The 21,725-nt window shown below is 72.4% G+C and carries 17 protein-coding genes and 1 pseudogene; 11 read left to right on the plus strand and 7 right to left on the minus strand.

Annotation, left to right across the window (positions count from 1 at the left end):
* Window positions 1-38 precede the first annotated feature (38 nt).
* The 3 genes from D5H75_RS10990 (at window position 39) to ilvA (ending at window position 3,964) form a co-directional block, all read left to right on the plus strand.
* Window positions 39-965, plus strand: coding sequence for an ROK family protein (locus D5H75_RS10990; protein WP_119926281.1), 927 nt, complete (start codon window positions 39-41; stop codon window positions 963-965).
* Between the two features lie 223 nt (window positions 966-1,188).
* Entirely contained in the window at window positions 1,189-2,721 is a 1,533-nt protein-coding gene (locus D5H75_RS10995) for a hypothetical protein (RefSeq protein WP_119926282.1), read from the plus strand.
* 37 nt (window positions 2,722-2,758) lie between these two features.
* On the plus strand, window positions 2,759-3,964 hold the full coding sequence (ilvA, locus tag D5H75_RS11000) for a threonine ammonia-lyase (RefSeq protein ID WP_119926283.1): 1,206 nt from the start codon (window positions 2,759-2,761) through the stop codon (window positions 3,962-3,964).
* Between the two features lie 43 nt (window positions 3,965-4,007).
* On the opposite strand, the gene D5H75_RS11005 is transcribed toward ilvA, so the two are convergent.
* The gene (locus D5H75_RS11005) at window positions 4,008-5,447 is read right to left on the minus strand and encodes a M1 family metallopeptidase (protein ID WP_119926284.1); all 1,440 of its coding nucleotides are present in this window, start codon (window positions 5,445-5,447) and stop codon (window positions 4,008-4,010) included.
* Window positions 5,448-5,746: 299 nt separating this feature from the next.
* Window positions 5,747-6,820, minus strand: coding sequence for a 4-hydroxyphenylpyruvate dioxygenase (hppD, locus tag D5H75_RS11010; protein WP_119926582.1), 1,074 nt, complete (start codon window positions 6,818-6,820; stop codon window positions 5,747-5,749).
* A 188-nt stretch (window positions 6,821-7,008) separates the two neighbouring features.
* Between hppD and D5H75_RS11015 the strand changes: the two genes are divergently transcribed.
* Both D5H75_RS11015 and D5H75_RS11020 read left to right on the plus strand, forming a co-directional pair.
* A complete protein-coding gene (locus tag D5H75_RS11015; RefSeq protein WP_119926583.1) occupies window positions 7,009-7,494 on the plus strand; it encodes an Lrp/AsnC family transcriptional regulator in 486 nt (161 codons plus the stop codon).
* A 105-nt stretch (window positions 7,495-7,599) separates the two neighbouring features.
* Window positions 7,600-9,687, plus strand: coding sequence for a transglycosylase domain-containing protein (locus D5H75_RS11020; RefSeq protein WP_119926285.1), 2,088 nt, complete (start codon window positions 7,600-7,602; stop codon window positions 9,685-9,687).
* A 256-nt stretch (window positions 9,688-9,943) separates the two neighbouring features.
* On the opposite strand, the pseudogene D5H75_RS11025 reads toward D5H75_RS11020, so the two are convergent.
* Window positions 9,944-11,961: pseudogene (locus D5H75_RS11025) on the minus strand (thioredoxin domain-containing protein).
* A gap of 604 nt (window positions 11,962-12,565) precedes the next feature.
* On the opposite strand from D5H75_RS11025, the gene D5H75_RS11035 reads away from it, so the two are divergent.
* Window positions 12,566-13,660, plus strand: coding sequence for a winged helix DNA-binding domain-containing protein (locus tag D5H75_RS11035; protein WP_119926287.1), 1,095 nt, complete (start codon window positions 12,566-12,568; stop codon window positions 13,658-13,660).
* 18 nt (window positions 13,661-13,678) lie between these two features.
* Here D5H75_RS11035 and D5H75_RS11040 read toward each other — a convergent pair whose 3' ends face one another.
* Both D5H75_RS11040 and mca read right to left on the minus strand, forming a co-directional pair.
* Window positions 13,679-13,882, minus strand: coding sequence for a hypothetical protein (locus tag D5H75_RS11040; RefSeq protein WP_202638039.1), 204 nt, complete (start codon window positions 13,880-13,882; stop codon window positions 13,679-13,681).
* Between the two features lie 357 nt (window positions 13,883-14,239).
* A complete protein-coding gene (gene mca, locus D5H75_RS11045; protein ID WP_119926584.1) occupies window positions 14,240-15,127 on the minus strand; it encodes a mycothiol conjugate amidase Mca in 888 nt (295 codons plus the stop codon).
* A 344-nt stretch (window positions 15,128-15,471) separates the two neighbouring features.
* On the opposite strand from mca, the gene D5H75_RS11050 reads away from it, so the two are divergent.
* Window positions 15,472-15,867, plus strand: a complete 396-nt coding sequence (locus D5H75_RS11050) for a DUF4307 domain-containing protein (protein ID WP_119926289.1) — start codon at window positions 15,472-15,474, stop codon at window positions 15,865-15,867.
* Between the two features lie 122 nt (window positions 15,868-15,989).
* On the plus strand, window positions 15,990-16,490 hold the full coding sequence (greA, locus tag D5H75_RS11055) for a transcription elongation factor GreA (protein ID WP_119926290.1): 501 nt from the start codon (window positions 15,990-15,992) through the stop codon (window positions 16,488-16,490).
* A gap of 237 nt (window positions 16,491-16,727) precedes the next feature.
* Here greA and D5H75_RS11060 read toward each other — a convergent pair whose 3' ends face one another.
* Window positions 16,728-17,678, minus strand: a complete 951-nt coding sequence (locus D5H75_RS11060; protein WP_119926291.1) for a hypothetical protein — start codon at window positions 17,676-17,678, stop codon at window positions 16,728-16,730.
* Window positions 17,679-17,758: 80 nt separating this feature from the next.
* Window positions 17,759-18,307: a hypothetical protein gene (locus tag D5H75_RS11065; protein ID WP_202638040.1), complete on the minus strand. Its 549-nt coding sequence runs from the start codon at window positions 18,305-18,307 to the stop codon at window positions 17,759-17,761.
* Between the two features lie 252 nt (window positions 18,308-18,559).
* Between D5H75_RS11065 and D5H75_RS11070 the strand changes: the two genes are divergently transcribed.
* The 3 genes from D5H75_RS11070 (at window position 18,560) to D5H75_RS11080 (ending at window position 21,490) form a co-directional block, all read left to right on the plus strand.
* Window positions 18,560-19,747 carry a C40 family peptidase gene (locus D5H75_RS11070; RefSeq protein WP_242454135.1) on the plus strand — a complete coding sequence of 396 codons (1,188 nt, stop codon included), beginning with the start codon at window positions 18,560-18,562 and terminating at the stop codon, window positions 19,745-19,747.
* A gap of 203 nt (window positions 19,748-19,950) precedes the next feature.
* A complete protein-coding gene (locus D5H75_RS11075) occupies window positions 19,951-20,730 on the plus strand; it encodes an SDR family NAD(P)-dependent oxidoreductase (RefSeq protein WP_119926294.1) in 780 nt (259 codons plus the stop codon).
* Window positions 20,731-20,965: 235 nt separating this feature from the next.
* Window positions 20,966-21,490, plus strand: a complete 525-nt coding sequence (locus tag D5H75_RS11080; protein WP_119926295.1) for a hypothetical protein — start codon at window positions 20,966-20,968, stop codon at window positions 21,488-21,490.
* The last annotated feature ends 235 nt before the right edge of the window (window positions 21,491-21,725 follow it).

Here is a 21,725-nt window from a genome sequence, read left to right on the forward strand (position 1 = left end):
GGGACGGTTCCGGGGACGGCGCAGCGCGAGGAGGGGTCATGGCGGTGCTGGCTGTGGACGTCGGCGGCACCAAGCTGGCGGCCGGGGTCGTGGACGACGGCGGGCGGCTGGTGGCGGCCGAGCGCATCCCCACCCCGCAGCCGGTGGACGCCGAGGGGCTGTGGCGCACGCTGGAGGCGCTGGCGGACCGGGTGCTGGGCGGCCTGCCGGTCGCCGGGGTCGGCATCGGCTGCGGCGGGCCGATGACCTGGCCGGAAGGGGAGGTCTCGCCGCTGAACATCCCGGCCTGGCGGGCGTTCCCGCTGCGGGAGCGGTTCGTGAAGAAGTTCCCCGGGGTGCCGGTGCGGCTGCACAACGACGCGATCTGCGTGGCCGTGGCCGAGCACTGGCGCGGCGCGGGGCGCGGGAGCTCGAACCTGCTGGGCATGGTCGTGTCCACGGGCGTGGGCGGCGGGCTGGTGCTCGGCGGGCGGCTGATCGACGGGGCCTCCGGCAACGCCGGGCACATCGGGCACGTCGTGGTGGAGCCGGACGGGGTCCCGTGCAAGTGCGGCGGGCGCGGCTGCCTGGAGGCCGTGGCGCGGGGCCCGGCCGTGGTGGCCTGGGCGCAGTCGCAGGGCTGGCGGACGGGCAGCACCGGCGTGACCGCGCGGGAGCTGGTGGACGACGCCTCCCGCGAGCACCCGATCGCGCTCGCCGCGATGAACCGGGCCGGGCGCGCGCTCGGCGTGGCCATCGCCTCGGCGGCGCACCTGTGCGACCTGGACGTGGTGGCCATCGGCGGCGGGCTGTCGCAGGCCGGGCCGCTGCTGTTCCGGCCACTGGAGGAGGCGTACCGGGCGCACGCGTGCATGGAGTACGCCAAGGGCCTGCGGGTCGTGCCCGCGATGCTGGGGCAGGAGGCCGGGCTGATCGGGGCCGCCGCGCTCGTCCTGGCCGGCCCCCGGTACTGGAGCGCCGACTGACCGCGGCCGGTCCGGCCGTTCTCCGGCGCTTGCGAGCGGCCGGTCCGGAGGGCGTCCGGCCGTTCTCCGGCGTTGCCGCGCTGACAATCCGGATTACTCCGGATTTTCGCTTATATTTCGTTAAGGTTCTGTGCGGGCGCCGCCCCGTTTCCTCCCCCTCGATAGATTCCTGGCGGGTCGCGACGCGGCCCGCCCTGTGAGCGTTCTTCGGGGGGAGTCACACGTGACGCACGTGATCGAGGCGGGCGCCGCCGTACGGCGGGAGCCGGGCGCCGGCCGCAGGCTCACCCCGCACCGCCTGCTCGTCCTGGTCGCCGTGGTCTACACGCTCGCGGTCGCGCCGCACGTGTTCCTGGCCACCTCGCTCACCTGGGACGAGGTCGTCTACGCGAGCCAGGTCGCCGCGGGCGCGCAGCCCGCCGACTTCTCCGCGCCGCGCGCGTGGGGGATGCCGCTGATCCTCGCGCCGGTGGCGATGTTCACCTCCGCCGTGCTCCCGCTGCGCCTCTATCTGATGCTGCTCGCGGGGGCCGGCCTCTACCTGGCGTTCCGCCCCTGGCTCCGGGTCGGCGAGGATCGCGCCGGCGACCCGGGCGCGGGGGGCGCGCTGCCCGCCGTACGCCTGTGGGCGGCGCCTGTCGCGGCCGGGCTGTTCGCCTCGCTGTGGACCTCGGTGCTCTACGGCGCCCTGGCGTACCCGAACCTGTGGCTGACGTTCGCGCTGGTGGGCGGGCTTGGCTGGTACCTGCGGGCGATCGGGGACCCGGTGCGGCGGGGCGCGCTCGCCGGGGCCGCGATCTCGTTCGCCGCCGCCGCGCTGCTCCGGCCCACCGACGCCGCCGCGTTCGCCGCGCCCCTCGTGCTCGCCCCGCTCGCCGTGCGCGCCTGGCGCACCCGGCGGGCCGTCGCCCCGGTCGCGGCGGTGATCGGCGGGCTCGCCGTGGGCTGGGGCGTGTGGATCGCCGAGGCGTTCCTGCGCTTCGGCGACCCCGTCCAGCGGCTCAAGGCCGGGGCGGAGGTCAACGAGCCGGGCGTGGGCTTCAGCATCGCGCGCCACCTGGAGGCCGTGGACGGCCCCTACCTGCTGTGCCGCCCGGTGAAGGTCTGCGCCGACATCCACCCCGCCGAGGTGCTGTGGTGGCTCCTGCTGCCGCTCCTGGTCGCCCTGGGCCTCCACGCGGTACGGCGGGCCAGCGCCCCGCTCGCGCCGTACGCGCTGGGCGTGGTCTGCGCGGCCGTGTTCGCGCTGCCGTACATGCTGCTGTTCAGCTACGCGAACTCGCGGTTCCTCCAGCCGGCCTACGGCGTGCTCGCGCTGCCCGTCGCGGCGGGGCTGGTCTGGCTGGTCGTACGGCGGGCGCGCGGGCGGGCCGTGGTGGCCGGGCTGCTGGCGGTGGCGGCGGTCGCGCACGTGGTGCCGCAGATCCTCAGCTACCAGCGCACGCTGCGGCCCCACGTCGGGCTCGTGCAGACGCAGGCCGAGCGGGCCGAGGCGCTGCGGGGGCACGGCGTGCGGCCCCGCTGCGTCATGTTCGGGCCGGGCGCGATCCAGCTCTCCTACGAACTGGGCTGCCGCCCCCGGTGGCTCCCGAACAACCCGGCGGCCGGGCTGCCCGACGTGCGCGCGGCGCGGCAGGCCGGGGAGCAGGTGATCCTGCTGCACAAGGGGTCCGCGGCGAGGAGGCCCGCCCCGATCCCCAACTGGCGGCTGGTCCAGCTCCCCGGGAAGGACACGTACGCCTACATCCGGCCATGATCGCGAAGACCCCGGGCGGGCGTGGGAGACTGCGGGCATGTCCGTGACGTACGACGACGTCGTCGCCGCCCGGGAACTGCTCGCCGACATCGCCGTGCGGACGCCGGTGGTGCGCTCCCACGTGCTGTCCGAGACCGTCGGCGGGCCCGTCCTGCTCAAGTGCGAGAACATCCAGCGATCCGGGTCGTTCAAGCTGCGCGGGGCCTACGTCCGCCTCGCGCGGCTGTCGGCGGAGGAGTGCGCGCGGGGGGTCGTCGCCGCCAGCGCGGGCAACCACGCGCAGGGCGTGGCGCTCGCCGCCGACGCGGTCGGGGCCAAGTCCGTCGTCTTCATGCCGAACGGCGCGCCGCTGCCCAAGGTCGCCGCGACCCGGGGGTACGGCGCGGACGTGGTGTTCGCCGGGCAGACGGTGGACGCCGCGCTCGCGGGGGCGCGGCAGCGCGCCGAGGAGAGCGGCGCGGTCTTCATCCACCCGTTCGACCACCCCGACATCGTGGCCGGGCAGGGCACGATCGGGCTGGAGATCGTGGAGCAGTGCCCGGACGTGCGCACGATCGTGGTCGCGGTCGGCGGTGGCGGGCTGGCGGCCGGGATCGGGCTCGCGGCCAAGTCCGTCAGGCCGGGCGTGAAGGTGATCGGCGTGCAGGCCGAGCGGGCGGCGGCGTTCCCCGCCTCGCTGGCCGCCGGGCACCCGATCGCGGTCGAGCCGTCGTCCACCATGGCGGACGGCATCGCCGTGGGGCGGCCGGGGGACCTGACCTACCCGCTGGTGGCCGAGTACGTCGACCAGGTGGTCACGGTCACCGAGGAGTCGCTGTCGCGGGCGCTGCTGCTGTGCCTGGAGCGGTCGAAGCTCGTGGTCGAGCCCGCCGGGGTCGCGGGCGTCGCCGCGCTGCTGGACCACCCGCACGCCTTCGAGCCGCCGGTCGTGGTGGTGCTGTCCGGCGGGAACATCGACCCGCTGCTGCTGTCCAAGGTGCTCCGGCACGGGCTGATCGCGGCCGGGCGGTACCTCGCGTTCCGCATCCGGCTGCCGGACCGGCCGGGCGCGCTCGCCGTACTGCTGGACGAACTGGCCGACATGGGCGCGAACGTGCAGGACATCGTGCACGAGCGGATGGCGGCGCGGCTGCACCTGGACGAGGCCGAGGTGCTGCTGCAACTGGAGACGCGCGGTCCTGAGCACTGCGACGACGTGCTGGGCCGCCTCCGCGCCGCCGGGTACACGCTGATCTTCACCTGAGCCGGGCGGGCCGCGCGGCCGGCTTCTCGTCCTTCTCCCGGAGTCAGAGGCGGGGCTTGCGGGGCTGGAACAACCACGCGTCGAAGAGGTCGTCGAGCTGCCTGCCCGCCTTCCTCTCGGCGAGCGCGATGAACTCCTCCGTGGTCACGTGACCGTACTTGTGGTCGTTCGCCCAGGTCCGCAGCGTGTCGAAGAACGTGTCGTCGCCGACGCGCTTGCGCAGCGCGTGCAGCGTCATCGCGCCGCGCGTGTAGACCGAGTTGTTGAACAGGTCCTTGGGCCGGGCGACCCCCGGGGGATACCGCCACATGCCCTGGCTCGCCGTCTCATAGGCCAGCTTGAACTGCGTCTCCGCCGGCTCGCCGTTCGCGTGCTCGCCCCAGAGCCATTCGGCGTACGTCGCGAAGCCCTCGTTCAGCCACAGGTCGCGCCACCGCCGGATGCTCAGGCTGTCGCCGAACCACTGGTGCGCCAGCTCGTGCGCGATGATGCTGTCGTAGGGGTCGAACCCGCCGTACATCGGCTTGGTCTGGTTCTCCAGGGCGTACCCCGCGTCGAAGTCGTCCACGACGCCGCCGGTCGAGCCGAACGGATACGGCCCGAACTTCTCCGCCCAGTAATCCGTGATCTTGCCGCTCAGGTCGTACAGGCGGTTGAGCGAGCCCTTGAACCGCGGGTCCACGGCCGCCACGTTGGGGATGCCCGAGGCGGTCCTGCCCTCCTTGAGGTGGAACCGGCCCAGCGTCATCGTGGCCAGGTAGGTGGCCATCGGGTTCCGCTCGCGCCAGACGAACGTCGTGCGGCCGGAGGCGGTGCGCGGCCTGCCCGCCATCTCGCCGTTGGCCAGCACGGTCAGGCCCTCGGGCACGGTGATCTCGAAGTCGAACGTGGCCTTGTCGGCGGGGTGGTCGTTGCCGGGGAACCAGGTGCGCGCCCCGGACGGCTGCGAGGTCACGAACGCGCCGTCGGGGGTGAAGTTGAAGCCGTACGTGCCCAGGTTGCCGGGGTCCTCGATGGCGTCGGGCCGCCCGGCGTACCGGACGCGGACGGTGAACGCCGCGTCCTTGCGCAGGGTGGCGGCCGGGGTCACGATCAGTTCCGTGCCGTCGCGCTCGAAGCGGGCGTCGGCGCCGTCCACCTGGACCTGCGCGACCGTGAAACCGCGCAGGTCGAGGTTGAAGCGGGAGAGGTCCTGGAGCGCCCGCGCCCGCACGTCCGCCGTGCCCTCCAGGCGCTTGCGCGAGGGCTCGTAGGAGAGCTTGAGGGCGTAGTGGGCCACGTCGTAGCCGCCGTTGCCGTCGCGCGGGAAGTCCGGGTCGCCGATGCCCGCCTCGCCCACGGTCCCGGCCCCCGGCGTGAGCGTGTCGCGCGCGGTCGGGACGGGGGACGTGGTGGCCGGCGGCTCGGGCTCCGCCCCGGTGCAGGCCAGCGGCACCACGCCGAGAAGGACGAGGGCGAGCGCGCGGAGAGTCAGCGGGCGCATCTGCGATTGTGCTCCTTCACGACGGCGGCCAGTCCACGCTACGTCATGAAACGATCACTCGTCGCCCTCTTCGCGCACGAGGGGTACGGCAGGCCACCCGCCCGGCGCACGTGCGCGGCGGGGGGGCCGAGGCGTCACCGGCAGGCGGGGTACGGCCGGCGGCTGGGGGTGCGGCCGGGGCCTGCGGTGCGGCGGAGCCGGGGGTAAGGCCGGGGTCAGGGTACGGCGGGGCCGGGGGTACGGCCGGCGGGCGGGCGCCGGCCGTACCGGATGACCGGGCGGGCCGGTCGGCGGGGCCGTCAGAGGTTGCCGCGCAGCTCCTGCTCGCGCTCGATCGCCTCGAACAGGGCCTTGAAGTTGCCCTTGCCGAAGCCGAGGGAGCCGTGCCGCTCGATCAGCTCGAAGAAGACGGTCGGGCGGTCCTGGACCGGCTTGGTGAAGATCTGGAGCAGGTAGCCGTCCTCGTCGCGGTCCACGAGGATGCGGCGCTTCTTCAGCTCCTCCACCGGGACGCGGACCTGGCCGATGCGCTCACGCAGCTCCGGGTCGTCGTAGTAGGAGTCCGGGGTGTTCAGGAACTCCACGCCCTGGGCGCGCATCACGTCCACGGCCCGCAGGATGTCGTTGGTGGCCAGCGCGATGTGCTGCACGCCGGGGCCGCCGTAGAACTCCAGGTACTCGTCGATCTGCGACTTCTTGCGGCTGATCGCCGGCTCGTTGAGCGGGAACTTGACCTTGCGGGTGCCGTCGGCGACCACCTTGGACATGAGCGCGGAGTACTCCGTGGCGATGTCGTCGCCGACGAACTCGGCCATGTTGGTGAAGCCCATGACGCGGCGGTAGAACTCCACCCACTCGTCCATCTTACCGAGCTCGACGTTGCCCACGCAGTGGTCGATGGCCTGGAAGTACCGCTTGGCCGGGGGCTCCACGATCGGGTCGGCCGCGACGTACCCGGGCAGGTAGGGCCCGTTGTAGTTCGACCGGTCCACGAGGGTGTGGCGCGTCTCGCCGTACGTCGCGATCGCGGCCATGACGACCTTGCCGTGGTCGTCCTCCTCGACGTGCGGCTCCAGCAGGCCGGTCGCGCCGGCCGAGAGCGCCTGCCGGTAGGCGGCCTCGACGTCGGGCACGTCCAGCGCCAGGTCGATCACGCCGTCGCTGTGGGCGGCGACGTGCCGGGCGAGCTCGCCCTCGGGGCGCAGCGCGCCCTTGAAGACGAACCGGGCGCCGCCGGACTCCAGCACGTGGGCGACCTCGTCGCGGGAGCCGTTCTCCGGGCCCTTGTACGCCACCCGCTTCATGCCGAAGGCGGTGGAGTAGTAGTGGGCGGCCTGCTTGGCGTTGCCGACCGCGAACACGACCGCGTCCATGCCGTTCACGGGGAAGACGTCGTTCCGAGCCACAGTGCGCCTCCTAAATGCGGTGTTTGGCCACACTCTCGGACGGGTGGCTTTCCTGCGCAACAGTTGCCAGAATCAGTGGACAAGATGCCCAGTGCATCCCGGTGTATGCCGGGAGAATTGTGCAGCGTGTCCATCATTCGGACGGTGCGGAGAAGATGATCGACAAACTGGACGCCCGGCTCATCTCGCTGCTGGACGCCGAACCCCGGCTCGGCGTCCTGGAGTGCTCCCGCCGCCTCGGGGTCGCCCGGGGCACCGTGCAGGCGCGGCTGGACCGGCTGGTCGCCCGGGGCGTCGTCCGGGGCTTCGGGCCCGACATAGACCCAGCCGCGCTGGGGTATGGCGTGACCGCGTTCGTCACCCTGCAGATCCGCCAGGTCGGCGGCCATGACACGGTGATCGGGCGGCTGGCCGCCATTCCGGAGATGCTGGAGGTCCACACGATCACGGGCGGAGGCGATATGTTGTGCCGGGTCGTGGCCCGGACCAACGCCGATCTCCAGCGGGTCATCGACCTTATAGTCGGAGTGGAGGGCGTGGTGCGCACCTCGACCGTCATCGCGCTCGCGTCCCCCGTGCCCTACCGGACCCTGCCTCTGGTGCAGGCGGTGCCGGCGGAATCCGGGCCCGCGGAGTCCTGAGAACCCGGGCCCGAGCATTTGGAGGCAGCACATAGGCTGGACTTTTGCCCGGTTTGGGGGCTTACGGGGTAATCGGGGGATTGCATGGCTGGGAAACGCCGGATCATGAGAAGGCTGCTGATCCTGGTGGCCGGAACGTTGATCGGCCTCGCCGCGCTGGTCGGAGTCGTCTACGCGCTCACGCCCATCCCCGACTCCACCCAGGCCAGCGCGACGGCCCAGGGCTCGGTCATCTACTACAACGACGGCAAGACCGTGCTGGCCCAGCGCGGCGTGGACCGCGACCCCGTCCCGCTGCGCAAGGTGCCCAAGCACGTGCGGAACGCCGTCATCGCCGCCGAGAACCGCGGCTTCTACAGCGACCAGGGCGTCTCCCTGCGCGGCTCGATCCGCGCCGTCTGGTCCACGATCACCGGCCAGCAGGTCCAGGGCGGATCCACCATCACCCAGCAGATGGTCCGCAACTACTACAGCGGCCTCAGCCAGGAGCGCTCCGTCATCCGCAAGCTCCGCGAGATCCTGATCTCGGTCAAGGTGGACCAGTCCAAGTCCAAGGACTGGGTGCTGGAGCAGTACCTCAACACCATCTACTTCGGCCGCGGCGCCCACGGCATCCAGGCGGCCTCCAAGGCGTACTTCCGCAAGGACGTCAGCGACCTCACCGTCGCCGAGGGCGCCTACCTCGCCGCCGTCATCCAGCAGCCCTCGCGCTTCGCCGACCCCGAGGGCGACGACCTGGACGCCGCCAAGAGCCGCTGGAACTCGGTCATCGGCGCGATGACCGAGACCGGCGCGCTCACCGCCGAGAAGGCCGCGAGCCTGGACTTCCCCACCCTCCGCAAGCCCCGCGCCGTCATGACCCTGGGCGGCCAGCGCGGCTACATGTGGGACCAGGTGCACCGGGAGCTCAACCGCCTCGGCTACGACGACGAGACGATCAACCAGGGCGGGCTGAAGGTCACCACGACCTTCGACAGGAAGCTGATGGACGTCGCCCGCCGCGCGGTCGAGGAGACCCGCCCCTCCGGCACCTCCCGCAAGGTCCGCACCGGCCTGGCCGCCGTGGACCCCGCCACCGGCGAGGTCGTCGCCTTCTACGGCGGCGACGACTACCTCAAGAACCAGTACGACAACGCCTTCTCCGCCAAGGTCCAGGCCGGCTCGTCCTTCAAGCCGTACGCCCTGGCCGCCGCCCTGGAGGAGGGGTACGGCCTGGGCACGATCGTGCAGGGCGACTCCCCGCTGATGGTGAACGGCACCGCCATCAACAACTCCGGAATGGCCGACTACGGGCCGGTCGACCTGGTCACCGCCACCCAGCGGTCGATCAACACGGCCTACGTCGAGCTGGCCCAGAAGGTCGGCGTGAACAAGGTCGCCGAGATGGCCGAGGACATGGGCATCCCGGCCGCCCAGGTCGAGCAGCACAAGTACGCCACGCTCCCGCTCGGCGTCGCCGACGTGAGCGCGGTCCAGCAGGCCTCCGCGTACGCCACGTTCGCCGCCGGCGGCGTCCACCGCGACGCCCACGTCGTACGGTCGGTGACCGACGCCAAGGGCGAGACCCGCGAGATCAAGGTCAAGACCCGCCGCGTCTTCAGCGAGCGCACGGCCGCCGACGCGACCTACGCCATGACCCAGGTCGTCCGGGGCGGCACCGGCACCGCCGCCGCGCTGCCCGACGGCCGCCCGGTCGCGGGCAAGACCGGCACCTCCTCCGACGCCAAGTCCGTCTGGTTCGTCGGCTACACGCCGCAGCTCGCGGTCGCCGTGGACATGTTCCACTCGGACAACAAGACGATCACCCTCCCCGGGTACGGCGAGGCCGCCGGCGGGACCGTCCCGGCGATGACGTTCCGGGCGTTCACCGGCGAGGCGCTGCGCGGGGAGCCGGTCAAGCGGTTCCAGTCCCCCTCGGGCGCCGACCGCTCCGGCGGGACCCGGGTGAACTCGCCCAGGCCCCAGCCCGAGCACACGCCGAGGCCCCGGATCACGGACGAGCCGACGCCGGACCCCGAGCCGACGAGCGAGCCCCCGGCCACGCAGAGCCCGGCCCCGCCGCCCGAGACCGACGGCCCCGACGGCCCGCAGGAGTCGGAGCGCCCCCGCCCGCCCTCCCCGGACCAGCCGGACGACGAGAGGCGCGAGACCGCCCGCCGCGAGATCCTGGAGAACCCCTCCGGCGACGCGTAGGCCCCGGGGAGCCCCTGCGGCGCGCCCGCGCGTCCCCCGCAGCGCGTTCGGCGGGCTTGCACGGCGTGTTCCGCGGGTCCTGAGCGCCTGAGCCGGCCCTACGGCGGCTGGCGGCCTCTGCGGCCTCTGGCCGGGTCCCTACGGCGGCTGGCGGCCTCTGCGGCCTCTGGCCGGTCCGACGGCGTGCTGCCGGTCCGGCGCCGTCTGGTCGGGTCCTACGGCGTCTGGCCGGGTCCTAACGGCCTCTGGCGGGTCCCTACGGCGTGCTCGCGGCGATCTCGCGCGTCAGGGCGGCCGGCTCGGTCACCGGGAGGCGGCACGTGAACCCGCGGCAGACGTACGCCGCCGGGCCGCCGTCCACCAGGGTCCGGTCCGCGAGGAGCGGCACCGACGGCTCCGCGCCGGGCTCGCCCAGCGCGATCACCGCGCCCGGGGTGTCGGCGAGCAGCGCGGCCCGGTGCAGCGCCCGGGTGCGGGAGTCGCCCGGCTCGCCCACGATCGCGATCTCCACCGGCCCGGACAGCGCCGCCTCCGCGACCGCCAGCCCCCACCCGGCGAACCGGGCATAGCGCTCCCCGAGCGTGTTCAGCACGCCCAGGGCGGCCTCCGCCGCCTCGCGGTGCCGTACGGACCCGGTGAGCGCGGCCAGCGACAGCAGCGCCCCGGCGGCGGCGAACCGGCCCGAGGGGGTCGCGTTGTCCGTCGGGTCCTGCGGGCGCTGGAACAGCTTCTCGGCGTCGTCCGCGGTGTCGTAGAACCCGCCCCGGCCGTCCCCGAACCGGTCCAGCACCACGTCCAGCAGCACCCGCGCGTTGTGCGCCCACCCGGCCTCGCCCGTGACCCCGTAGAGCGCCAGGAAGCCCTCCGCGACGTTCGCGTAGTCCTCCAGCACGCCCGCGTTGGGCCCGGCCACGCCGTCCCGCGACGTGCGCAGCAGCCGCGAGCCGGTCAGGTGCACGTTGACCAGCAGCCGCGCCGCGTCCCGCGCCGCCGTCACCAGGTCCGGCCGCTCGAACACCGCCCCGGTCTCGGCGAGGGCCGCGATCGCCAGCCCGTTCCACGACGCGACCACCTTGTCGTCGCGGCCCGGCCGTACCCGCAGCTCGCGGGCCCGCAGCAGGGCCGAGCGCACCCGCCGCCACCGGTCGGCGTCGTCGGGGTCCTCAAGGAGCTGGAGCACCGAGGTCCCGTGCTCGAACGTGCCGGTGACCTCGAACAGCCGCGCCGCCCACGCGCCGTCCTCCTCACCGAGCACCTCCGTGAGCTGCTCAGGCGTCCAGACGTAGAAGCGGCCCTCCTCGCCCTCGCTGTCGGCGTCCAGCGCCGACGCGAACCCGCCCTCGGGCGTGCGCATCTCGGCCATCAGCCAGTCGGCGGTCTCCAGCGCGATCCGCCGGGCGAACGGCGACCCGGTGGCCCGCCACCAGTGCGTGTAGACCCGCATCAGCAGCGCGTTGTCGTAGAGCATCTTCTCGAAGTGCGGCACCACCCACCGGGCGTCCACGCTGTACCGCGCGAACCCGCCCGCGAGCTGGTCGTACATCCCGCCCCTGGCCATCGCCTCCAGCGTGCTCCCGGCCATGCGCAGCGCCTCCGCCGACCCGGTCCGCGCGTGGTGCCGCAGCAGGAACTCCAGCGCCATCGACGGCGGGAACTTCGGGGCCCCGCCGAACCCCCCGTGCGCCGGATCGAACGACGACGCCAGATTGCGCACGGCCGCCGCCAGCGTCTCCGCCGTCGGAACCGGCCCGCCGGGCAGCGCGTTCTGCCCGCTCAGCGCCTGCACGACCTTGGCCCCCTGCGTGAGCACCCCCTCCCGCTCCTCGGCCCACGCCTTGGCCACCGCCAGCATCACCCGCTGGAAGTCCGGCCGCCGGAAGTAGGTCCCCGTGAAGAACGGCGCCCCGTCGGGAGTCGCGAACACGGTCATCGGCCACCCGCCGTGCCCCGTCATCGCCTGCGTGGCCGCCATGTACACGGCGTCCACGTCGGGCCTCTCCTCCCGATCCACCTTCACGCACACGAAGTGCCGATTCATGATCTCCGCCGTGCCCACGTCCTCGAACGATTCGTGAGCCATGACATGACACCAGTGATCTCGCGATGCTAGAAGCTGCGTAACCAATGGCAGGATGAGTAGCCGACTGAGATCAACAGTGGCACGTCCCGCCTACGCGCTTCGAGCATCGCCTCCTCTCCCCAGGGCCACCAGTCAACGGGGTTGCTGGCGTGCTGAAGGAGGTAGGGAGAGGTCTCACTACCCAGCCGGTTCATGCGTCAAGGCTCTCACGTGCCGGCCGTCGTCTCATCCCCGGCATGGCCCCGGCCGCCGGAGACGCGGGGATCCCGGTGAAGGCGGCGTTCCACGTCACCTCCAGCGCGTCACCCCTCCCTCTCTGCCGCCCCTTGCCCACAGGGCGTACGACCAGCGAGGCGAACATCTCCGCGATCACCGCGCGCTTCTCGCGGAGGCTCATCGGAGGACTCGGCGTGGCGACACCGCCAGAGCCTGGTTCCCCCGGTGTCTCGGCCACCCCGCGGAATCTGAGAGCGGAGGATCCGTCGCCCCGGTCCACGAGTGCGCGGATCACCGTGTTCCGCCGGTTCGGCGAGAGCCCCGCCCATACTCCGCCTTCCACAGGTCGTCGATCGCATGTTCGATCGAAGGTACGCCGTGGGCGCGGTCATGGGGGCCGGATCTGATGGACCGGCGTGAAGTGTGGCGATAGGTCGGAGCTACCGGTGAATGCCCAAAAAGGGGGTGATGCGGCGGCTCGGCAGGGTCGGACTCGGGACCGCGGGGGGTTGTCGAAGAGGGGGGTTCGGGGGGTGGGTTTGGCCTAGGGTGGGGGGTTTCGGGCTTGGGAAGGTGGGCGGGATGCGGGTGGGGGCTCGGGCGCTGAATCGGGCGACCATGGAGCGGCAGTTTCTGTCGCGGCGGGTGGCCATGGGGGCGCTGGAGGCGGTGGAGTACCTCGTGGGGCTGCAGGCGCAGGCGCCGTTCCCGCCGTACTACGGGCTGTGGTCGCGGCTCGAGGGGTTCGAGCCGGGCGAGCTGTCGCGGTTGCTCGTGGAGCGGCAGGTCGTGCGGATCGCGGTCATGCGGGGGACCGTGCACCTGGTCAGCGCACGGGACTGCCTCGGGCTGCGCGCGCTCACCCAGCCGGTGTTCGACGCGGTTCTGCACTCCAACAGCGCCTATTCGCCCGTGGTGAAGGGGGTGGACTTCGCCGAGGTGGCGGCCGCCGCCCGGGAGTTGCTGGAGGAGGGGCCGATGACCGGGCGGGAGCTGGAGGCGGCGCTGGCCGCGCGGTGGCCCGGCCGGGAGGCGGGGGCGCTGGCCAGGACCGTGCGGTTCGCGTTGCCGCTGGTGCAGGTGCCGCCGCGCGGGGTGTGGGGGCGGAGCGGGCAGCCGGTGCTGACCACGGCCGAGGCGTGGCTGGGGGAGGCCGCCGCGGGCGGGCCCTCGGCTGAGGAGATGGTGCTGCGGTACCTCGCGGCGTTCGGTCCCGCGACGGTGGCCGACATGCAGAAGTGGTCAGGGCTGACGCGGCTGCGCGAGGTGGTCGAACGGCTCCGGCCGCGGTTGCGGATCTTCCAGGACGAGCGGGGGCGGGAGCTGTTCGACGTCCCCGGCGCTCCGCTGCCCGACCCGGACCTGCCGCTGCCGCCGCGGCTCGTCGCGGAGTACGACAACGTGCTGCTGGCGTACGCCGACAAGACGCGCGTCCTGCCCGAGGCGTACACGAAGACGGTCTTCACCAAGAACGCGGTCATTCCGGGCACGGTGTTCGTGGACGGCATGGTCGCGGGGACGTGGAAGATCGCCTCCGGGCGGCGCGCGTCGTCGCTGACGATCCGGTTGTTCGAGCCCATCCCGGACGCGGACCGGGAGGCGCTGGCCGAGGAGGGCGAGCGGATGCTGGAGTTCGCCGCGCCCGAGGGGAGCGCGCGCGACCTGGTGTTCGAGTAGGCGGCGGGCCGCCCCGGGTCACTTGGCCGGCGGGTTCGGGGGGTTCTCGTCGCCGGGGCGGTCCTTGCCCGGCTCGTTCTCGTGCGGGACCTCGATCTTCTTGATCTGCCGGTTCATGGACTTGATCAGGAAGAACAGCGCCAGCCCGAGCGCCGCGACGACCAGGAAACCCAGCAGCCCGGGGCTCACCGCGTTTTGCTCGACAGGTTGTAGAACAGTCACACCGTAAGTCTTCCATGCGCCGGGCAGTGACCTGTGCGACCCCCGCATCCCGTACGGCTCCCGCGCGCCGTACGGCCTCCGCCCACGCGCCTTCGCCCACGCGCCTTCCGGTCCGGCCCGGCCCGCGCGTACCCAGCCCCAGAAGGCCCGTATCCCGCCCGTGATCTTGCGATTCCGCCCCGCCCGTCCCTCACCCGAGGCCCCAGGTGGTGCCGGCGTGGGGGCGGAATCGCAAGATCACGGGGGAGGAAAGGGGGGGAGGGGCTCCAGGACGGGGGCATGACGAGGTCGGGCCCGAGGATGCGGAAATCGGGGCCCGAAAAGGGGGGAGCGTAGATCCCCGGGTGGAGACGGGGGTCAGGAGGTGGCGTCGCACTCCGGGGCGGGGGTGGTGGCGGGGAGGGTCTCGCGGACGCCGGCGAAGAGGTCGTCCTCGGGCGTCGTGGTGTCCACCAGGGAGCGCGCGAGGTGGTAGTCCTCCGTCGGCCAGACCTTCTGCTGGATCTCGCGCGGGCAGACGAACCAGAAACCGTCCGGGTCCACCTGGGTCGCGTGCGCCAGCAGCGCCTGGTCGCGGACCTCGAAGTAGTCGGCGCAGGGGACGCGCGTGGTCAGCTCCCACTTCTGCGGGCGGTCCTCCCAGCGGGCGATCCAGTCGCCGTAGGGCGAGCCGATCCCGGCCTCGGTCATGGCCTCGTGCAGGGCCTCGAACCGGGCCTTGGTGAAGGACAGGTGGTAGTAGAGCTTGAGCGGCTGCCACGGCTCGCCCGAGTCCGGGTAGCGGTCCGGGTCGCCGGCCGCCTCGAACGCCTCCACCGACACCTTGTGCGTCATGATGTGGTCCGGGTGCGGGTAACCGCCGTCCTCGTCGTACGTCAGGATGACGTGCGGCCGGAACTCGCGCACGGCGCGCACGAGCGGCTCGGACGCGACCTCCAGCGGCTGGAGCGCGAAGCAGCCCTCCGGCAGCGGCGGCAGCGGGTCGCCCTCGGGCAGGCCGGAGTCCACGAAGCCGAGGAAGCGCTGCTGGACGCCGAGGATCTCGCGCGCGCGCTCCATCTCCTGGCGGCGCACCTCGGCGATGTTCTCGGCGATCTCCGGGCGGTCCATCTTGGGGTTGAGGATCGAGCCCCGCTCACCGCCGGTGAGCGTACACACGAGGACCTCCACCCCTTCGGCGACGTACTTCGCCATCGTCGCCGCGCCCTTGCTGGACTCGTCGTCGGGGTGGGCGTGGACGGCCATGAGGCGCAGGCCGTCTCGGTTCAGGCTCTCGTTCAAGGCTGGAGTCTCCTCATATCGGTCACCCATGGTCATACGCGTCGGATGGCGCGGTCCATGCCGTTGTGCACTGTGCCGCCGTTGTGCACTGTGCCGCATAGGCCGCGTTCTGTCGCGTCGTGCCGTGTAGCAGGGCGAGGCGCCGCGTTCGCCGCGCACCGCCGCAGTGTGCCGCACCGCCGTACGGAAGCCGCACGGGCGCCCCGGACAGGACTGTGCCGTACGGAACACGCCGCGATGCGGAAACCGTAGCCCCGACAGGCGACAATTGTGTTGGACAACGTCGGACCACGCAGGGAGATTCCACCATGGCGACCACCGGCACGGACGCGCGGGCCGTACGCCCACCGGCGAGCCGTTCCCGGCGCGCCGTCGTCTACACCGTGCTCGCGGTGTTCGCGGCCGCGTGCGCGTTCGGGTGGGGCTACGTCATGTGGACCTCCACCGGGAAGACCGAGGTCTACGATCAGCTCATCGCGTTCGACCTGGGCCCGGGGAACCAGGTCACGGTAGTCTTCGAGGTGACCAAGCCCGCGGACCGGGCGGCCGCGTGCCGCCTGCGGGCGCAGGACACCACCCATGCCGAGGTCGGCACGAGAGAGGTCGAGATCCCCGCGGGCAAGAGCACGTACCGCATGACCGAGCGGGTGCTCACCACGGTGCCCCCGGCGACCGGGCATGTGGACCACTGCTATCTCAAATAGTGAGACATCCGGGGAAGCGCCCCGCCCGTTCACTTGTTAGCCTTTCGAGATTCGCACATACGTGGTCTCGAAACCTCGAGCCTTTAACCGATCTCCAGCCCCCAATACAGCAAGGAGTACCCGTGGCCGAGTCCCACGACGAGAACGTCACCTGGCTGACGCAGGAGGCGTACGACCGCCTTAAGGCGGAGCTGGAACACCTCTCGGGCCCGGGACGCATCGAAATCGCCAAGAAGATCGAAGCCGCCCGGGAAGAGGGTGACCTGCGCGAGAACGGTGGCTACCACGCCGCCAAGGAGGAGCAGGGCAAGATCGAGGGCCGCATCCTCCAGCTCCGCCACATCCTCGACAACGCCCGCGTCGGCGAGGCCCCCCGCACCGAGGGCGTGGTGGGTCCCGGCATGACGGTGACCGTCCGGTTCGAGCGCGACGACGAGGAGGTGACGTTCCTGCTCGCCTCCCGCGAGGAGAGCGGCGCCCCGATCGACGTCTACTCGCCGAAGTCGCCGCTGGGCGCCGCCATCAGCGGCAAGAAGATCGGCGAGAAGGCGACCTACACGATGCCCAACGGGCGCAGCAACACCGTGGAGATCCTGGAGGCCGTGCCCTACGTGGGCAACTAGCCCTCCCGCGACGGTTCCGCGCGCCGGCGGCTCTCCCCGCGCCGCGGTTCCGGCCATCACCGCGTCATGTGCGCGAGAAGCCGCTCACCTCTTTTCGGGTGAGCGGCTTCCTCGCGTTGTTTTACGATTTTTCGGTTTTTGTACGGATAAATCGGACTAACCGGGCCGACCGGCGATCAGGCGGCCGGGCGGCCCTGCGGTTCGGGATGGTTCAGTGGTTCGGGTGGTTCGGGTGGTTCAGGTGGTCAGCTCGCGGAGCAGCCAGCGGTAGTGCTGGATCGTCTCCCGCAGACTCTCGGTGTCCGGCGAGCCCTCGCGCCAGCGCTCGCGGAGCGTGTCCCGCATCTCCTCGACGGCGCTGACCAGGTCCTGGACCACCTCCTCGACCAGCGCGTCCGCCTGCTCGACGGCCTTGCGCGGGTCGTCCACGAACCCGACCTGGATCTCCTGCCAGCGCGGCTGGTAGTCGCGCACCGACACGGCCTCCTCCCGAGTCTCCGCGAGCGAGGAGGCCGCCCCACCCGCCCCGGCGGCCGCCGCGGCCTCGCCGGCCGGGGTCCCGGTGTCGCCGGTGGTGTTGCCCGTGCTCATGACCGGCGGGTACGGCGTCGCGCCCGGCGGCTCCGCCGTACCGGTCCCCGAGGGGCCCACGTCGGAGCGGCCGGCGTCATCGGCGCCCCCGGAACGGTCGGAAACGCCGGACTCACCGGACTCACCGGACTCGTCGGATTCGTCGGAACGGTCGGCGGCGCCGGACATGGGGGAGTGGGGGCGCACGTCCGTCTCGTCCAGGTACGGCGCGGGCGCGGGCCCGCCGTACACGCCCGCCTCGCGCTGCGGGTCGGTGTCGGGGTGCGGTGCGCGGGGCGACTCGTCCCAGTGCATGTCACCGGCCTCGGGCCGCGTGTCAGCGTCACGGTCGTCGGCGCCCTCGCGGTGGGCGGACGGGTCCGCCGCGTCCGGGGAGGACTGGCCGGGGTCGCCCGTCCGGTACGGCTCGCCGGCGGGGTGGGCGGAGGCGACGAGGACGTCGTCGGGGTGGCTGGTGGCGTCCTCGCGTGAGTGGATCACCACGTCGTCGTCCCGGTCGGAGGGCCCGGCGCGGCCGAGGCCCCCGTGCTCGTGCTCGTGTTCGGGTGAGGCGTGTTCGTCGTCGCGGCCTCGGTCGCGGTACTCGGGGTTGGTCACGGCTCCTTCCTTTCTGTGCTTCGGTTCGCTGCGCTCGCCATCCCGGGCGCGCCAGAACGGGCGGCGCCGGGGAGCCCGCCTCACCGGGGCGGGGCGTGGCGGCCGGTGGAGCCGGTCCCGAGCAGGTCCGCGAACAGCTCGCGGTAGTGGATCATGGCCTGGCGCAGGTCCTCGGTGCTCGCCTCGCCCTTGGCCGACCGCTCGCTGATCTCGTGGGCCGCCCGGTAGTCCCCGAGCGTCTTGGCGTGGCCCACGGACAGGTCGGCGATCCGCTGGCGGTGACCGGAGTCCGTCGGGTACCCCCGGTCGGCCATCACCTGGGTGACCAGCCGGTCCGCCTCGGCGACCGCCTGTTCGGGCGCGTCCACGAAGCGTTCCTGGATGGCGGTCCACTCACCGCTGTAGCGGGTGGTCTCCTCGGGCGAGAGATCGCGGATGTCCAGCTTCTCGAAGCGGCGCTCTCGGGCGGAGAGCTCGGCCTCGGCCTCCCGGCGTCCGCCCGCGGTCTTGACCGCGCGGTCGTACTCCGGTCCGAAGCGCTGCTGAAGGCGGCGACGGCGGCTCATGTCCCAGGCGACGTAGCCGCCGACCAGGACGACGATGAGCACACCGATAATGATTGCGATCACGGCCCCGGTGGTCATTTCTACCTCCTAGGTAGGGACCGATCCGTATCTGCCGCCGCTGTCCCCTGGGTAAAGGGGATGAAACACGACGCAGGTCATCGCATTGCCATCAGCCTCCCGTCTTTCCGGCGAAGCCGGGTATCGACGGCGAAGTCTCACGATTCATGCAGACCTCTGGACTGCCGGCGTCGTGTTGAGGCAAAGTCGTTGAGCGGCGAACAGATCACGGGGTGCGGAGGGCTGGGAGTGGTGTCGTTGCGAGTACGCCGGTGGACGCCGCTGGTCGTCGCCGGAACCCTCCTGGCGAACGTCACCCTGGCCACCGTCAGCCTCGTCGCCATGGGCGAGGAGGAGCCCGCGAGGCTCGCCCCGCAGACCAAGGTCGCCCAGGGTTCCAACGCCCGCTTCGTCGCGTCCTCCGACCGCGTCGCGAACGCCGCCGGGTCGGTCGCCCCCTTCAGCGGCGTGGTCAAGCCGCATCTGTTCGTCGCCGGGCAGGAGACGCTGCCCCCGGACCTGGTCGACCGGATCCGCCGGACGAAGGGCGTGGCCCGGGTCGAGGTGGTGGACGCGGCCGAGGTCATGCTGAGCGGGAAGCGCGTGGCGACGCTGGGCGTGGACCCCTCGACCTTCCGGGCGTACACCCCCAAGCCCACCGCCGCCTCCGACAACCTGTGGCGCAACGTCGCCGCCGGGGACGTCGCGGTCTCCTTCGTGCTCGGCAACGACGGCGGCATGACCCTGGGCAGCATGGTCCGCAACGCCTCGCGCACGATGCGGGTCGGCGCGTACGCCACGATGGGCATCGGCGCGATCGACGCCGTGGTCTCGCGCGACACCGGGCGGGCGCTCGGCCTGCCCCAGGGCAACGCGCTGCTGATCAGCGCCCCGAAGGTGGACTCCGGCAAGCTGCGCAAGGCCCTGACGCCGCACCTGCCCAAGGGCGCCAAGGCCGTCGTCATCGACCCCGTCCTGAAGGTCCCCGGCAAGGTCACCGGGGGCGACAAGAAGCTCAACGGGCAGACCTGGCCCAGCAGCGCCTTCATGAGCGCCGAGCAGATCAGGACCGCGCTGACCGCCGCCGGCACCAAGCTCGGCCGCCCGTACGTCTGGGGGGCCGAGGGCCCCGACACCTTCGACTGCTCCGGCCTGGTCCAGTGGGCCTTCGCCCGCGCGGGCGTCCGCATGCCCCGCGTCACCCACCAGCAGTGGGTCACCGGCCCCCAGGTCCCGCTGAGCCAGATCCAGCCGGGCGACCTCCTCTTCTGGCGCAGCGACCCGACGAACCCCGGCTACATCTCGCACGTGGCCATCTACTGGGGCGACGGCAAGATGATCCAGGCGCCGCGCACCGGCGACGTCGTCAAGATCGGCCCGATCCGCACGCGCGGCCTGGCCGGCGTCGTCCGCGTGAGCCCCGCCATCGCCTCCCGCGTCCGCTGAGCCCCGCCGTACGGCATGAGCCGTGTCCCCGGGGCGAGCTTGGGCGGCGGCGCCCGGCGTGAGCCGTACGGCCGCGGCGGGGCCCGCGTGAGCCGTACGGGGCTGCGCTGGGCTGTGCCGAACCGCGCTGGGCCGTGGTGGACCGTGGTCGGGCCGTACGGCGAGGGCGGGGAGGTGCGCGGGGGGTGGTCTAGGGTCGGCGCATGACGAACGAGGCTTACCTGAGGGAACTCTTCTCGCTGGACGGCAGGGTCGCGGTGGTGACCGGGGGCAGCTCGGGGATCGGGCGGGCGATCGCCGTGGCGCTGGGGCGGGCCGGGGCCCGGGTCGTGGTGGTGGCGCGGCGCGAGGCGGAGCTGGCCGACACGGCGAAGGAACTGGAGGGGTACGGCTGCGCGGCGGCGTGGGTAAGCGCCGACCTCGGCGACCGCGAGGCCCTGCGGGCGGCGGCGGAGCGGATGGCCGAGCCGTTCGGGGAGCCGGACATCCTGGTCAACAGCGCCGGGATCAACCTGCGCCCCCCGCTGGGCGAACTGGGCGACGACGTGTGGGACACCACGATGGCCGTCAACCTCGCGGCGCCCTTCCTCCTGAGCCGGCGTTTCGCCCCCGGCATGGCCGAGCGCGGCTACGGCCGCCTGATCCACATCAGCTCGCAGCAGGCCCACCGCGCCTTCGTGCAGAGCGGCGCGTACGGCGCCTCCAAGGCGGGCCTGGAGGGCCTGACGCGCTCCCAGGCCGAGGCGTGGTCGCCGTACGGCGTGACCGCGAACACGCTCGTCCCCGGTTTCGTGATGACCCCCCTCAACGCCCGCCTCTCCTCGGACCCGGAGAAGGTCGAGGCCCTCGCCGCCCGCACCATGATCGGCCGCAACGGGCTGCCCGCCGACTTCGCCGGGGCCGCCGTCTTCCTCGCCGCCCCCTCCTCGGCGTACATCACCGGCCAGTCCCTCTTCGTGGACGGCGGCTTCTCCGTCCACTGAGGGCGGAGGCCGTCCCCTCTTCCCCGGGGGCGCCCCCTTTTCCTGAGGGCGGGGTCGCCCTCTTCTTCGCGCCGATCACGCGCTTCCGCGCCGTCGCCCGCGCTCATGGGCGAGGTGCGCCCGGGAGCGCGTGGTCGGCGCATTGTCGTCGCGAGCGGCGGGCCGCCGGAGCATGGCCGGTATCGCGTGCGCTCTCCTCTAGGAGTCAGTGACGAAACGATGTAATCTCGATTACATGGAAAGCGATGAAGCGATGGAGCGGCTTCGCGGGTGGTTCGCGGGGCGGGTGCCGGGCGAGTGGTTCGAGGGGCGGCCGGAGCTGGTCGTGGACCGGGAGGAGATCTCGGTCGTGGGGCGGCTGGCGGGACCGGAGCTCGGCGAGGGGGTGTCCGACGCCGAGCGGGAGGCGGCCGTCGAGGGGCACGTGAGCCGGTTCCGCGAGGAGACGCGGGAGCGGCGGATCGAGATCGCCCAGGAGGCGGAGCACCGGTTCCGGCGCAAGGTCGCCTGGGGCGTGGAGTGCGAGGGCCGCCGGGTGATGTTCACCACCGTCTCGGTGCCGGTGATGACCCGGCTGCGGCAGCCCGAGCGTGTGGTCCTCGACACTCTGGTGTCCGCCGGGGTGGCCCGCAGCCGGAGCGAGGCGCTGGCCTGGTGCGTGCGTCTGGTGGGGCGGCACGCGGACTCCTGGCTCGCCGATCTGCGGGACGCGCTGCAGCACGTCGAAAGGGTGCGAAAGGCCGGTCCGCCGACCGTGTAAATGCCCCTGCCTGGGCAAATGCAATTCGCGCGATAAAGGTATGTGCCAGAGGTCTATACCTGTCGCGACCTCGACAGACATGGGTCACGAAATAGAACGGCTCTTCGTGGGTAGGACCCTCGGGAACCAGGGCGGGAACCCCGCCTGTCATGGCGGTGAAACAAATTGGTCCAGGCCAATTCGCCTTTCCGTTGTTTCATCGCTGATGATGCAGGCACCCCCCGCGAGAGTGTGA

This window comes from Bailinhaonella thermotolerans (genome assembly GCF_003594875.1).
In the GTDB taxonomy this organism is placed as follows: domain Bacteria; phylum Actinomycetota; class Actinomycetes; order Streptosporangiales; family Streptosporangiaceae; genus Bailinhaonella; species Bailinhaonella thermotolerans.